The organism is Streptomyces sp. (genome assembly GCF_036524955.1).
Taxonomy (GTDB): Bacteria; Actinomycetota; Actinomycetes; order Streptomycetales; family Streptomycetaceae; genus Actinacidiphila.
Genome location: NZ_DATDBG010000314.1, coordinates 1 through 13,233, shown reverse-complemented (window position 1 = coordinate 13,233; position 13,233 = coordinate 1). Strand labels below are relative to the sequence as shown.

The 13,233-nt window shown below is 70.9% G+C and carries 9 protein-coding genes and 1 pseudogene; 1 reads left to right on the top strand and 9 read right to left on the bottom strand.

Annotation, left to right across the window (positions count from 1 at the left end):
• The 4 genes from VIW71_RS24790 to VIW71_RS24775 all read right to left on the bottom strand — a co-directional run.
• On the bottom strand, positions 1-223 hold a 223-nt coding region (locus VIW71_RS24790; protein ID WP_331624833.1), incomplete at its 3' end, for a hypothetical protein.
• Between the two features lie 44 nt (positions 224-267).
• Positions 268-957 carry a TetR/AcrR family transcriptional regulator gene (locus VIW71_RS24785; protein WP_331624832.1) on the bottom strand — a complete coding sequence of 230 codons (690 nt, stop codon included), beginning with the start codon at positions 955-957 and terminating at the stop codon, positions 268-270.
• A 144-nt stretch (positions 958-1,101) separates the two neighbouring features.
• Complete coding sequence (locus VIW71_RS24780; protein WP_331624831.1) at positions 1,102-2,592, bottom strand: DHA2 family efflux MFS transporter permease subunit; 1,491 nt, start codon at positions 2,590-2,592, stop codon at positions 1,102-1,104.
• Positions 2,593-2,631: 39 nt separating this feature from the next.
• Positions 2,632-3,048, bottom strand: a complete 417-nt coding sequence (locus VIW71_RS24775; protein WP_331624830.1) for a DUF3291 domain-containing protein — start codon at positions 3,046-3,048, stop codon at positions 2,632-2,634.
• A gap of 179 nt (positions 3,049-3,227) precedes the next feature.
• Here VIW71_RS24775 and VIW71_RS24770 point away from each other — a divergent pair, with 179 nt between their 5' ends.
• Positions 3,228-3,851, top strand: coding sequence for a MerR family transcriptional regulator (locus VIW71_RS24770; RefSeq protein ID WP_331624829.1), 624 nt, complete (start codon positions 3,228-3,230; stop codon positions 3,849-3,851).
• Positions 3,852-4,139: 288 nt separating this feature from the next.
• On the opposite strand, the gene VIW71_RS24765 is transcribed toward VIW71_RS24770, so the two are convergent.
• The 5 genes and pseudogenes from VIW71_RS24765 to VIW71_RS24745 all read right to left on the bottom strand — a co-directional run.
• On the bottom strand, positions 4,140-5,456 hold the full coding sequence (locus VIW71_RS24765; protein WP_331624828.1) for an NAD(P)/FAD-dependent oxidoreductase: 1,317 nt from the start codon (positions 5,454-5,456) through the stop codon (positions 4,140-4,142).
• Between the two features lie 61 nt (positions 5,457-5,517).
• On the bottom strand, positions 5,518-7,308 hold the full coding sequence (locus VIW71_RS24760) for an acyl-CoA dehydrogenase (protein ID WP_331624827.1): 1,791 nt from the start codon (positions 7,306-7,308) through the stop codon (positions 5,518-5,520).
• Between the two features lie 34 nt (positions 7,309-7,342).
• Positions 7,343-9,085: an acyl-CoA dehydrogenase family protein gene (locus tag VIW71_RS24755; RefSeq protein WP_331624826.1), complete on the bottom strand. Its 1,743-nt coding sequence runs from the start codon at positions 9,083-9,085 to the stop codon at positions 7,343-7,345.
• Entirely contained in the window at positions 9,082-10,722 is a 1,641-nt protein-coding gene (locus VIW71_RS24750) for a PfaD family polyunsaturated fatty acid/polyketide biosynthesis protein (RefSeq protein WP_331624825.1), read from the bottom strand. Before VIW71_RS24750 ends, VIW71_RS24755 begins: the two co-directional genes overlap by 4 nt.
• 54 nt (positions 10,723-10,776) lie before the next feature.
• A pseudogene (locus VIW71_RS24745) lies at positions 10,777-13,233 on the bottom strand (hypothetical protein); the annotation flags it as partial.

Here is a 13,233-nt window from a genome sequence, read left to right as displayed (position 1 = left end):
CACCGCTCGGCCACGACCTGCCGCCCTCCCGGCGCGCCGCGCAGTCCCGCCGGTGGGCTGCCGGGCTGTTGACCTGGAGGTCGGGGCCCCGGCCCTTGGTGGGGTTCTCCCGGCGCCAGTGCGCGTGGAAGTACAGGGTGTCGTCGGGGTAGAGCTCGTAGTCGATGTAGTAGTACTGCACGTAGGCGACGTGGCTGTCAGGCGCCGGCCGGGCGGGGTCCACAGCCGTCGCCGTGTGCGTGGCCGACGCGCCGTGCCCGGACCCGTTCACGCCGGACGGGTGCAGACCGCCGCCGTACCGGCCGGCAGGCCCTGGAACGTCCCTCCGTCCGGGGGCCACACCCGCTGCGTCGGGACGGAAGCCCGGTCCGGCGGCGCGGCCTGGGCGGCCCCGGTGGTCGACGCATGGAGGACGGCGGTGCTCGTGGTGTGTTCCTGGACCGCGACCAGCATGTCCCAGCCGAGGGAGCCGTCGCAGGCATCGAGAGCGACCAGGACGTTCATCAGCATGCCGCAGGACATGAACTCGGTGATGACGGAATCCCGGATGCCGGTCAGTCGGCCCAGCAGGGACCACAGTTCGTGCCACCACTGCAGGACCTCGCGCCGTATCTCCTCGTCGGAGTTGGCGGCCACGTACAGCTGCATCTGCATCAGCAGCAGTTCGCGGTCCTCGGCGAACTGGAGGTACGCCAACCGCATGGCGTCGAGCGCCTCTTGGCCGTCCAGTCCGTGCGCGGCGTCCCGGAATGCTTCGCAGGTGCGCTGGAAGCAGTGGTGACCGGCTGCGATGAAGATATCCCTTTTGGTGGGGTAGAGGCGGAAAAGGTAGGGTTGCGATACGCCGACCGCGCGTGCGATGGCGTCGGTCGACGTTCCGTACAGTCCGAACCGAGAGAACTCTTTCAGGGCCGCGCGCACTACGTCGGCTCTCCGCTCATCGGCGGTTTTTCTCATGACGTCACCCTTTGGTGGTGGGCGGGGCATTCGAACGGAAGGGCGGCTGAGCTGGGTGCAGGTCGAGGGCGCCGCAGGAGAGGCCGGGCCACGCAGCCGCCCCCCGCGAAGCTGCCGGGGGACGGCGCGCGGCCCGGGGACGTGTCAGGTTCCGATGACCGCCGAAGGATGGTGATCCTGGTTCTCAGGGCTGTACTCCGGCGCGGATACGGTGGCCTTCGCGGGACCGGGTATGGCCAGAGCTGCGACAGCGCCGGCCAGTACGACGGCGACGCCCACCCAGATCGCCGGGTGCAGGCCGGCCACGAACTGCTCGGGGCCGCGGTCGCTGCCATGGGCCACGAAGACGGTGCTCAGCACGGCGATGCCGAGCGCTCCGCCGACCTCGCGGACGGTGGTGTTGGCGCCCGACGCCTTGCCCGCGTGCTCCCTGCTGACCGAGCCGAGCACCACCGCGGCAGTCGGCGCGAACACCAGCCCCATGCCCGCTCCGGCGACGACCATCGGGGCGGCCAGATGGCTGTAGGGCGTGTTGTCGGTGGCCACCAGGTTGATCCAGGCGAGGCCGATGGCCTGCAGGAAGAGACCGCCGGCCATCAGCCGGCCGCCGCCGACCCGGTCGGTCAGCGCCCCGGCGACCGGGGCGACGAACATGGGCACCAGGGTCCAGGTCAAGGTGAGGACGCCGGCCCGCAGCGGGGTGCGCTCGGGGGCGATCTGGAGGAACTGCGCGAGCAGGAAGATGGAGCCGAACACACCGAAGTACATGCTGGCGGAGACGACGTTGCTGAGGGTGAAGGCACGTGCGCGGTAGAAGGACAGCGGCAGCAGCGGGTGGGCGCTGCGACGCTCCCACAGCACGAACACGACGAGCAGTACGGCCCCGACCGCGAGGGCGGACAGGACCTGCGTCGAGCTCCAGCCGTCGGTGTCGCCGTGGACGATGCCCCAGACCACCGCGAGCAGGCCGCCGGAGGCCAGGGCCATGCCCAGCAGGTCCAGTGATCCGTTGGGCAGCCGGCTCTCGTCGAGCGCGAAAAGCGCCACCGGCACCGCGATGATGCCGACCGGTATGTTGATCCAGAAGATCCACTCCCAGGCGAGGCCACCCACCACGGCTCCGCCCACCACCGGGCCGCAGGCGATGGCCATGCCGCTGATCGCGGACCACAGGCCGAGCGCCAGGCCGCGCTTGCGTTCCGGCACCGCCTGGGACAGCAAGGTGAGCGACAGCGGCATGACGGCAGCCGCGCCGAAGCCCTGGATCACCCGGGCGGTGATGAGCTGGTTGCTGGTGTCCGACAGCCCGCAGCCCACCGAGGCCAGGGTGAACAGCACTATGCCCAGCACGAAGACCCGGCGGCGGCCGAAGCGGTCACCGAGTGCCGCGCCGGTCAGCAGCAGACAAGCGAAGCTGAGCACATAGGCGTTGACGAACCACTGCAACTGCTGGGTGTCGGCGTGCAGGTCTCCGGCGAGGGTGCGCAGCGCCGTGGAGACCACCAGGTTGTCGAGCGCGACCATGAACATGGGGAGACTGCACGCCACGATGGCCAGCCACAGCGGGGCCCTGCGGCCCCCTGCGGCGACGGGGGAGTCACCGCTCACGGCTGATGAGGCGTCTGACGATGTCATCGTTGCTCTTCCTAGCTCGGTCGAGAGAAGGCGAACCCACTAGTGGCTGTCTGCCTGGCCGTCGCTCTCGGCTTGTACGGCGAGGCGGTGCCGCGCGTCGTCCCAGGCCACCGGGAGCTGCTCGACGGGAACCTCCCAGAAGGTGAAGGTCGAGTCGCGCATGGTGGGGCGTAGGCCGTTCATGATGCCGCGGTGCGGCTCCGTGCCCGCGAACACGTACAGGGCGTCCTTGCTCTCCCAGGCGGACAGCGTCCAGAAGGTACGCTTCAGCGGCTGGGCGATGAGGGAGGCGCCGAGGGCGCCCGGAGCCTTGCGTACCTGGTTCCAGGCGGACAGGGACTTGACGAAGAACCGGGGAACGTCCTTGAGCGAACGCACCTCCAGGCGTGACGCCATGACCAGTGCCTGAGTACCGGGAGTGCCCGGGTTCGGCGTGGTCCAAGGCAGTGTTGGCACAGTCGGCCCTCTTCGGTGTGCGCTAACGGAAGATACGGCGGACGAAAGGGACTAGTACGGCATGGCAGTCAGAAAAGGATCGCAAGACTGTTCCCATTCCGCCGAGTGGCGAGTTCTACTATCCATGATAGACAGTTGCACTCTCCAATACCAGTGGCGAAGGGCGGGAAGTCACGGCCATGCGTATCTCCGAGCTCAGCCGTCGCAGCGGAGTCTCCGTTGCGACGATCAAGTACTACATCCGGGAAGGGCTCCTACCAGGCGGACGTCCGACGGGCATCACGCAGGCGGAGTACGACGAGGACCATGTGCGGCGGCTCCGGCTGGTGCGGGCCCTGATCGGCGTCCGCGGACTGTCGGTGCACACCACGGCGGAGATCCTGCGGGCGATCGCCGGCTGCGACGCGAACACCCATCGCACACTGGGGCTGGTGCTCGGCGCGCTCGACACCGGAACCAGGGAGCACGACCAGGCGCCGCCGGCCAAGAAGGGCGAAGTGGACCTGCTCATCGCCGCGATGGGCTGGCAGGTGCACCCTTCGTCCACCGCTCCGCGGACCCTCAGCGAAGCCCTGACGAGTCTCCAGGAGCTGGGCATCGACCTGGACTGGCAGACGCTGCTGCCGTATGCCCGGCTGGCCGACCAGATCGCCGAGGTGGATTTAGACCAGCTCGGCGACTCCGAGGACCCGTTGGAGCTGGCCGAGCGCGCGGTCCTGCTGACCGTGCTGCTGGAGCCGGCTCTGATGGTCCTGCGCCGGATGGCGCAGGAGCACTGTTCCGCTACACGGCACCTCCTCTGACGGGCCGTCCGCCGGTGCCCGCGAGCCCGGGCCCGGTGTCATCGTGATTCGCTGACTTGCTGACTTGCTGACTTGCTGTTTCGCTGACTTGCTGACGCGCTGCATGAGTCGGCGTCGGTTCGGCATGGTGCGCGCACCGTCCGCCGGCGGCGGGCCCGGTCGCCGGCGACCGGCAGATACGGCGAGGCGTCCGCATGAACGTCCGGGTTCTTCGTCAGGACGAAGAACGCAGACGATCTCCTCGAACGCCTCGCCGGATATCCGAATCCCCGTCAACGACTCGGGACACTAGCTGCGGGGCATTTCCCGCAGCAGCTGGGCGGCGGCCTCCATGCCGGACGAGAACCCGGCCTCGTGCGAGCCGATCTGGTCGTAGTGCAGCTGCTTGGAGTGGAAGTAGGAGCCGGCCAGCTTCAGCCGGGTGCCTTCGTTGACCGCGTAGATGTCCTTCTGGAGGTTGCGCAGGTCCATGTCGATGACCGGGTGCTCGTAGCTCAGCTCCCGGATGACCGACTCCTCCCGCAGCTCACGCGGGTAGTCCATGGTCACGAAGTAGTCGCGGCGGGCGTTCAGCCGGTGCAGCCGGTTCATGTAGTAGGCGACGTACGGGCGTACTTCGCCGTCCACGGCGACCTTGCCGTAGTTCCAGTTCTCCCACCGCTCCCGGTCGGCCGGCATCACCGAGCGGTCGGTGTGCAGGACGACCGACGAGGCGTTGTACCGCACCCGGCTCAGCGTGCGCTGCTGCACCGGATCGGGGTTGTCCAGCAGCCCCCGGGCATGGTCGCCGTGGACCGCGAGCACCGCGTAGTCGAAACGCTCCGGGCCCGACGCGGTCGCCACCACCACCCCGTCGTCCTCCTGGCGGACGCCGGTCACCGGCTCGCCCAGCCGCAGCTTGGGACTGATCGCGTCGAGCGCCTTGCGTACGTAGGACCCCGATCCGCCGGCCACCGTGCGCCACTCCACCTGCTGTCCGCCCAGACCGCCCTCGTCGTGGGCCATGAAGAAGGCGATCACGGTGGTGGCCGGCATCTCCCAGATCAGCTCGGCCGGCACCGACCAGACCGCGGTGGCCAGCAGGATGACGTAGCCGTAGCGGAACTCCTGGCTGTACCCGTTGCGGTCCAGGTACTCGCCCAGCGGCATGTCGGTGCGTTTGCGCAGGAAGTCGTGTCGGCCCTGCTGGTGGAACCGGTGCGCCTCCTCCTGTATGCGGAGGAACTCGGGCGAGAGTCCGGCCGCGGCCGCCTCCTCGTCGGACAGCGACATCTCCTTGGTGCCGAACTCCAGCCCGCTGTCGAGGTCGAAGAAGGTGAAACCGCCGTGGTGCCGGACGGTGCCGACCTGCAACTCGTCGAAGAAACGGGACAGGTTGGGGTAGCTGGGCCGGTTGAACACCACGAAGGCGGTGTCGATGCCCAGCACCTGGCCGTCCTCCTCGACGTCGATGGTGTTGGCGTGTCCACCGGCCCGGTTCTCCGCGTCGAAGAGGGTGATGTCGGCGTGCTGTCTGAGGTGGTAGGCGGCGGACAGGCCGGACACGCCCGCGCCGATGACGGCGACGGAGGGCAGCGGACCGGCATTGGGGGTCTGAGCGGACATGGCAGTCCCTTCGGTTCAGAAGTGGTGAGGGCGACGGTGCAGCCGGGGAGGGGCCGGGCCTTCAGGTACAGGCCGCGGGCAGGTCTCCCCGTGTCGCCAGGGGCAGCTGCCAGTGGGAGAAGAGCCGGTCGCCGTGGTGGAGGCGGCGCAGCACCCGCATCACCTCGTCGATCACCGCTTGGTCGGTGACTTGTTCCGTCGGCCGGATCCACCGGCGCAGCCGCTCCATCTGGAGCAGTAGCAGGGCGCCGCTGGGCAGTGGGTCCTCCATGACGTCGCGCGAGTGCACGAAGGTGTGCAGGCATGCGGCCGTGGCGTGCAGCAGGCAGTACTCCTTGGCCAGGTCGAAGAGTTCGGCTGACTGGGCGTAGGCCCGGCCCAGCCGGGCGCGCAGCTCCGAGGCCCGCTCGCGCAGTGGCTCGGCCTGCGCCAGCAGTTCCGCGGCGACGTCAGCCGCGCGGGCCAGCCAGTCTCCTTCCTCCTCCTTGGCCGCCGACGCGAGTTCGCGCAGTTCGGCCAGCGCCCGCGGCGCCGCCAGCAGCGCGTCGTCCAGACCGCGGCTGTGCAGCTCCTGCCGCCACGGTTCGAACAGCGGCAGCTCCCGGCCCATGCCGTAGAGCACCGGCGCCCGCTCCTCGGCCGCCGCCCGCGGCTCCGGCCGGTCACCGGTCGCGGTGGCCAGCAGCCCGTCGAGCTGGGAGGCGAGCGCCTTGAGGTTGACCACGGTGTTGCCGTCGGCGAAGTTGGCCACCGGCAGATCCCGCAGCATTTTCTGGTGAATGCCGTAGTGCGGGTGGTCACGCAGATAGAACCGCGCCCCCAGCACCACGTTGAGCTGGGACACGGTGCGTTCCAGCAGGGTCGGCACGAAGTACTTGACCGCCGACGACCAGGTCCCGGACTGTTCAGGCACCACCTGGAGGCTGCGGACCGCGCCCAGGCACATCGCGTCGGCCACCATCAGGTCGGCGAAGCACTCGGTGATCTGGCGCCGGGAATACGGGATGTCGCTGACCGTCTTGTCGAAGACGGTCCGGTGTTCGGTGAAGTCCAGGGTGACCCGCAGCGCGGTGTCGGTGGCCGACAGGGCGATGGCGTTGATCAGCGCCCGGGCCACCTGGGAGCTCTTCAGGGCGATCTCGAGTCCTTGCCCCTCGCGCCCCAGCCGGGCGGTCTCGGGTACGAAGACGCGCTCCAGCCGGAAGCCGCTCATGTCCAGGGCGCGCAGTCCGTGCAGCCGCTCGCGCGGGAGCTCGTCCACCGAACCGGCCGGGACGGTGCGCTTGTCCAGCACGAACACCGAGTAGCCGGCCGGGCCGCCCTTGGGGTTGGTCCTGGCCAGAACGGTCAGCCCGTCGGCGACACGGCCGTTGCCGATCAGCCACTTCTCCCCGCTGAGCAGGTAGCCGCCCTCGGTCGGCTCGGCGGACGTCTCGTTGCTCAGCAGGTCGCTGCCGTGCCGGCGCTCGGACAGCCCCCAGGCATAGCGGGTGCCCCGCCGCATGGCGTCGACCATGGCGAGCCGCTGGCTGTCGGTGCCGGCGATCCAGGCCGGCAGGAAACTGAGGTTGGTGATGATCAGGGCGGTGGCGGTGGTCGGGTCGCGCCGGGCGATCAACCGCAGCAGGTTGAAGCCCACCTCCACGTCGCCGGCCCGGCCGCCCTGGGCCCGTGGCATCGCGTACTCGTGCACGCCCCAGCGCTGGAGCAGGTTGACGAAGGGATACGGGTACTCCTCACGCTCGTCGAAGTCCAGGACCCGTGCGAACGACATCGCGGCGGTCGGGTCGTGCGGGTCGCCCAGATGGTGTTCGAGCCGGTCGGCCAGCTCGGTCAGATCGGTTATCGGCACGGCTCCTCCTGGTCCTGTCGCGTATCGGGCCGCGTCATCGGGCGGCATCGGGGGGCATCGGCGTGCCCGGACTCCCCGCCAGCCGTACCGGCACGGCGGAGAACAACTGGTGGGATCGGTGGAGGCTGGTGGTGACGTCCAGCGCCGGGTACAGTTCCTCGGCCTCGCGCCGGGGGTCGGTGCCCTCGGCCCGGCACAGCAGGTAGGCCAGGCACGCGCCCAGCCAGCCGGTGGAGCCGGGCTTGTCCCCGTACATCGGTACGTCCCGGTTGGCCCACCACAGCAGCAGGCAGCAGCAGGCGGCGTGCAGCCAGGCGAACCGCTCGGCCAGGTCGGCCGGCTCAGGCCGGCCGGCTCCGGTCCCCCCGCCGCCGGCAGCGCCCGCCGCCTCGGCCAGCCCGGCCAGCGCCGCGGTCAGGCGAGCGGCCCACCGCGCCGCGTCCGTACCGCCGGGCCGCCCGGTACCGGCGGTCAGCTCGGCGGCCACGGCCAGCGCACCGGTGGTCGCCAGGTCCCGGCCCCGCGCGTTCAGGTCCAGCCGCGACGGCTCGTACGGCGGCAGCGCGGCGTCCAGGGTGAACACGGTCCGCAGCGCTTCGTCGCCGCCCGATACCGCCGCGGGGGCGCTCAGCGCCTTGGCCAGGGCCGGAAGCTGCCCGGCGAAGGAGCGCAGGTTCGCCAGCGCGCTGGTGTCCACCACCCGGACCAGCTCCGCGTCCCGCCGCACCTTCTGGAACATGCCCGCGCCCGGCCCCTCGCCGCGCAGCACCGACCGGGTGGCCAGCACGCCGCCCAGTCGCCCGATCAGGTCCTCGGTCGCCTCGGCCACCACGTGCTTGGCAGCGCAGCCCCACACGCTGAACGTCTCGGGCACCACGTGCAGCCCGCGGGCGGCGGCCAGGGCCAGTTCGCGGCGCGGGTGGGACGCCTGGAGCAGCGGCGTACGGCCCACGGCGCGGCCGGCGGCGAAGTCCAGGGTGACCCGCAGCGCGGTGTCGGCGCAGCCGAGGCTGCCGGCCGTGCTCATCACCCGGACGATCTGCTGCGCCCGTACCGCCGCCTCCAGCGCCTGCCCGGGGTGCCCGACCAGGGCGTCCGCCGGCACCGGGAACTCCTGGAAGTCCAGGTGCGCGAAGTCGATCCCGCGCATCCCGGTGGTCCGGACCGGTGCCCCGCGGTCCAGGCCGGAACCCGCGGCTGCGGCCGGGCCCGGCAGGTCGAGCAGCACCGCCGAGAAGGCGGCCGGACCGCGCTCACCGGTCCTGGCCGCGACATAGGCCAGTTCGCAGCGCTGCCCGAGCCCCACCATCCACTTGCGGCCGGTCAGTGACCACCCCGCGCCGTCGTCCACCGGCGTCAGCCTGGCGGTGTTGGCGAGCAGGTCGCTGCCGTGATCGGCCTCCGACAGCGCGAAGCCGATCGCACCGCCGCGCCGCAGCACCGCCGCCGCCCTCTCCTGCTGCGCGGCCGAGCCGTGCAGCAGCAGACAGGTCAGGGCGGTGATGCTGAACATCGTGGCCGGCATGACGTTGAGGTCGCGCCGGGCGGCGGTACGGACCAGCGTGAGACTGTCCGCGAAGCCGGTGAAGCGGCCGCCCAACCGCTCGGGCAGGTAGTTGAGGTGGAAGCCTGCCGCGGTCAGGGTCGCGGTCAGCTCGTCGGGGAACGCGTCGTGCTCGTCGCGGGCGACGGCCGCCGCGAAGCCCGCCGGACTGCCGGCGTCCTGCGTGCTGCCCAGCAGCCGCTCCAGCTCCTCGGCCGCGGCGACCCCGTTCACAGCGCCGCCTCGGGCGAGCCGACGGCCGCGGGCTCCAGCGGGGCCGGCCGGTAGTCGGCTGCGGCGGCCGGGATCCGGACCCCCGCGGTGGCCAGCTCGGCCACCCGGGTGTGGAAGGCGGCACCGGCCATCAGATGGTGGGCCACGTCCGCCACCCGGCGGTTGCCGGCAGCCTTGAGGTAGCTGGCCGTCACCCAGTCGTTGAAGCTGCCCATCGCCGGGCCGCACCAGATCTGGTAGTCGCCGGTGCGGTCGGCCGCCCCGGTCACCGCCCAGCGCGAGGCCAGGCCGAGGTAGGAACGGAAGACGAGCGCCATCCGCCGCTTGGGGTTCTGCGCGGCGCGGACCAGCTGCTCGGGGTCACGCCGTTCGAAGTACGCCACGCAGTCCTGCCAGACCTCCTCCAGCGGCTTGCGGAAGATCCGGGTCTCCAGCTGCTGCCGCTCGGCCGGCGGGATCGCGTCGAGACCGGAGTAGCCCTGGTAGAGCTCGTACAGGCGCTTGGCGCGCATCGCGAACAGGGTGCCCTTCTTCAGCACCTGGAGCTCCACGCCCATCTCGAACATGTCCGCGGCCGGGGCCATCTCGCAGTCCGCGATGCCGGCCTCGGCGAGCATCGCCTTGGCCTCCTTGGACGTCCCCGACTCCACGCAGGACTGGTTCACCGAGCCGGTCACGACGTACGCGGCGCCCATGGCGAAGGCGGCGGACACCGCCAGCGGCGTCCCGAGGCCGCCGGCCGCGCCGACCCGGATCGTGTTCGGGTACCGGTGCTCGTTCTGCACCAGGTCCCGCAGCCGCAGCACGCTGGGCAGCAGCGACACCAGCGGACGGCGGTCGGTGTGGCCGCCGGAGTCGGCCTCCACGGTGATGTCGTCGGCCATCGGCAGGTACTTGGCCAGGTCAGCCTGCTCGGGGGTGATCAGGCCCTGGTCGAGCAGGGAGCTGACCAGGGTGGCCGGCGCCGGCCGCATGAAGCGTTCGGCGGTCTCGGTCCTGGACACCTTCGCGATGACCCGGTTGCCGGCCACCGGGCGGCCCGCCGCGTCCCGGGTCAGGCCGCTCAGCCGGTAGCGGACCACGTGCGGGGTGAGGTCCATGAAGGCCGACGCCTCCACGCAGCGCACCTGGTACCGCAGGAAGAGGTTGACGGCTTCGCGCTCCAGCCGCTCCTCGCTCGGGCTGTGGATCAGGTTGACGGCGTACGGCAGGCCGGGGATCTCGGCGGCGAACCGGCGCAGCGCCTTCTCGATGGACTCCGGCAGCTGGCCGCCGGCGCCGTACGACGCCAGGAAGCCCGTCCGTGCCAGGGCGATCACCATGTCGGCGGAGGCGATGCCGCCGGCCATGGCGCCGGCCAGGTAGGCGTGCCGCACGCCGTGCGCGGCACGGAACGCCGGGGAGCCGAGGCGGTTGGGCGGTAGCGCCGGTACGGCGGCCAGCAGTGGCAGCCCGGGGGCGGCGGCCGGGCTGCCGGTGACCGACACCCGTCCGCCGCTGACCGCGGCGATGCCTTCAGGGGTGCGGACGACGAAGCAGGGCTGGTCCAGGTCGGCCAGGGCCTTGTAGATACCGGCCGGGGTGGCTTCCGGGTACTGCTCTCCCCGCCACTGAAGCGGGGTGGTTGCGGTGTTCATGCTGTTGACGTCTCCTAGGGCGTCGCGGGAGCTGACGGACACTGCGCCGGAGGATCACTCGGCAGGGCGGACCTCGATCGCCACGTCGGTGAGTTCGTAGATGCGCAGGCCCGGCTTCGCCAGATAGGCGTCGGCGATGACGACCAGCCGTTCCGCGGTACGGCGGACCTCCTTGACGTGCACGTCGAAGCTGAGTTCGCCGTCGCCGCGCAGGATCTGGCCGCGGTACTTCCAGGCCATCTTCACATCGGTGGCCAGCGCGAAGCGGGGCCGCTCGATCCCCTCGGCAAGCTTCTGGTCCAGGACGAACAGCCGCATCGCCTGCAGGATGGCCTCGACGCCGAGCGAGCCGGGCATCACCGGGTCGCGGTGGAAGTGGCACTCGAAGTACCACTCGTCGGGCCGGATCTCGCGGTAGCCGTGCAGGTAACCGGCGCCGTGCAGGCCGCCGTCAGCCACCATGTCCACCCGGTCGACGAGGTCGAAGTGGTCACCGGGCAGCCGCAGCAACCCGCCGGAGGGGTCGGTGAACGCCGGCGCGCCGGGGCCCAGTTCGATCCGCCGCACCCGGGTCGGGTCGGGCTTCTCGCTCTCCAACCAGGACGGTACGTAGGTGCCGTTGTCCAGGCCCAACTGGTTGGCCAGCGCCGCGTCGCTGAAGTAGCCGAACAGCGACTCGCCGACGTAGAACACCTCGCCGTCCACGGACAGTTCGTAGGAGAACCGCTGCAGCACCGCCCCGGACACCGCGCTGGTCATCAGCAGCTTGGAGTGGTGCCGGATGGTCTTGTCGCGCAGGTCCAGGTCCTTGACGAGCGTGGCGTGCCCGTCGAGGTTGCGGATGCGGTACTCGGTGGTGGGCTGGGTCAGGGTGGCGCCCAGGTAGTAGCCGAGCAGGATGGCCGCCTGCAGCGAGGTCTCCATCAGCACGGCGTTGGGCAGGTGCGGGTACGGCGTCTGCTGGTAGTACCAGGCGTCGGCCGGCGAGTCGTACTCGGTGACCATCTCGGCGCCCGGCGACAGATCGCCGCGGGTGCCCTTCAGGCTCATGATGCGGTCCACGAACTGGAAGTCGCCGTTGGGGATGTGCGGCGCGCGCAGCTCGCCGTAGATGTCGAACTCCGGGCCCATGGCGGTGCCGAGCTCACCCTTGGCGGCGTGCGCCAGGTGCAGTTCGTTGATCATCGCCGGCTCGCCCTGCCGGTTGCGCCGGCCGAGGAAGACCGGCACGCCGCCGACGCCCGGACGGTACGGCGAACCGGCCCGCTCGCGGACCTGGATGCCGAAGTTGCGCATCCGGATGACCGGCTTGTCCTCCAGGTACACCAGCACGTCCGCGATCACCGACGGACGCGGCAGCATCGTCAGCTCCATCACCTCGATCTCGTAGCGGATCGAGGAGTGCTCGGGGGTGATCTGGCCGCGGACCTGCACCTCGGTCTGGAGCCCGATGATGGTCTGGAACCGCGCGTCGGGCAGCACCAGGTGCATGCCCTGGTGCAGCAGGTACGTCTGGAGCGCCTGGACGGCGCCCTCGGCCACCATGGAACCGGCCAGCACCGGGTCGTCGGAGAAGTGGCACTCGAAGTACCACGCCTGCGGGTCGAGGTTCTTGACCGCGCCGATCAGGCCGATGCCGCGCGGGCCGCCGGTGCGGTCGATGACGACCTCGTCGATCATCCGCAGCCGCGCGTCCGGCAGCCGCAGGGCGGTGTTCAGGCCGGGGTCCTGGGCGTGCTCGGGACCGAACACGTCGCCCGGCCGGCCCTGGGCCAGGAGCTCCAGGTCCTCCGGCGTCAGCCGGTTGTGGTCGGTGCGGGCGAGCGGCTTGAACCAGGTGCGGGTCAGCTTGGCGCGCTGGGCCTTCTCCCGGTCGCTCTCCACCACGCCCAGCGGCGTGGCCAGTTCCTCCGCGCTGAAGAACCCGGCGCAGGCGTCCTTGAGCTCCAGGATCAGCTCGCCGTCGGCGTAGCAGAGGTAGCTGAAGAAGAACAGCGTGACGTCGCCCTGCCGGACGAAGCGGTTGATCGAGATGTCGTAGCGCAGCGTCTGCCCGGTCGAGGGCAGGTCGCCGTGGAAGACCAGCGTGCTGTCCAGCAGCCGGTACATCCGCTTGCCCCGGTTGCGGAAGTCGATGCCGAGGTAGCTGATCAGCAGCAGGTCGCACTGCCCGGCCTCGATCGCGACGGCCGGCGGCACCCCGCCGTCCACCGCGTACCAGGCGTCCTCGGGGACGTCGTACTCGGTCCGGATGAACGACGGACGGTAGTTGCCGGTCTCGGCGTCCAGGGCGGTGACGCGGGTGACGAAGTGGTACGGCGGCGCGGGCAGCCGGACCCGCTTGCCGAAGCCGTCGATCTCGGCGAACTCCGGGCCGAAGACGTCCGCGAGGTTGCCGGTGGCGAAGTCCAGCAGGTCCTGCTGGTCCCACAGCACACCGTCGGGCTTGACCCGCCCGGTGACCGGGGGTGCGGCCGGCGCGGGTGCGGCCGGCGCGGGCGGGGCCGGTGG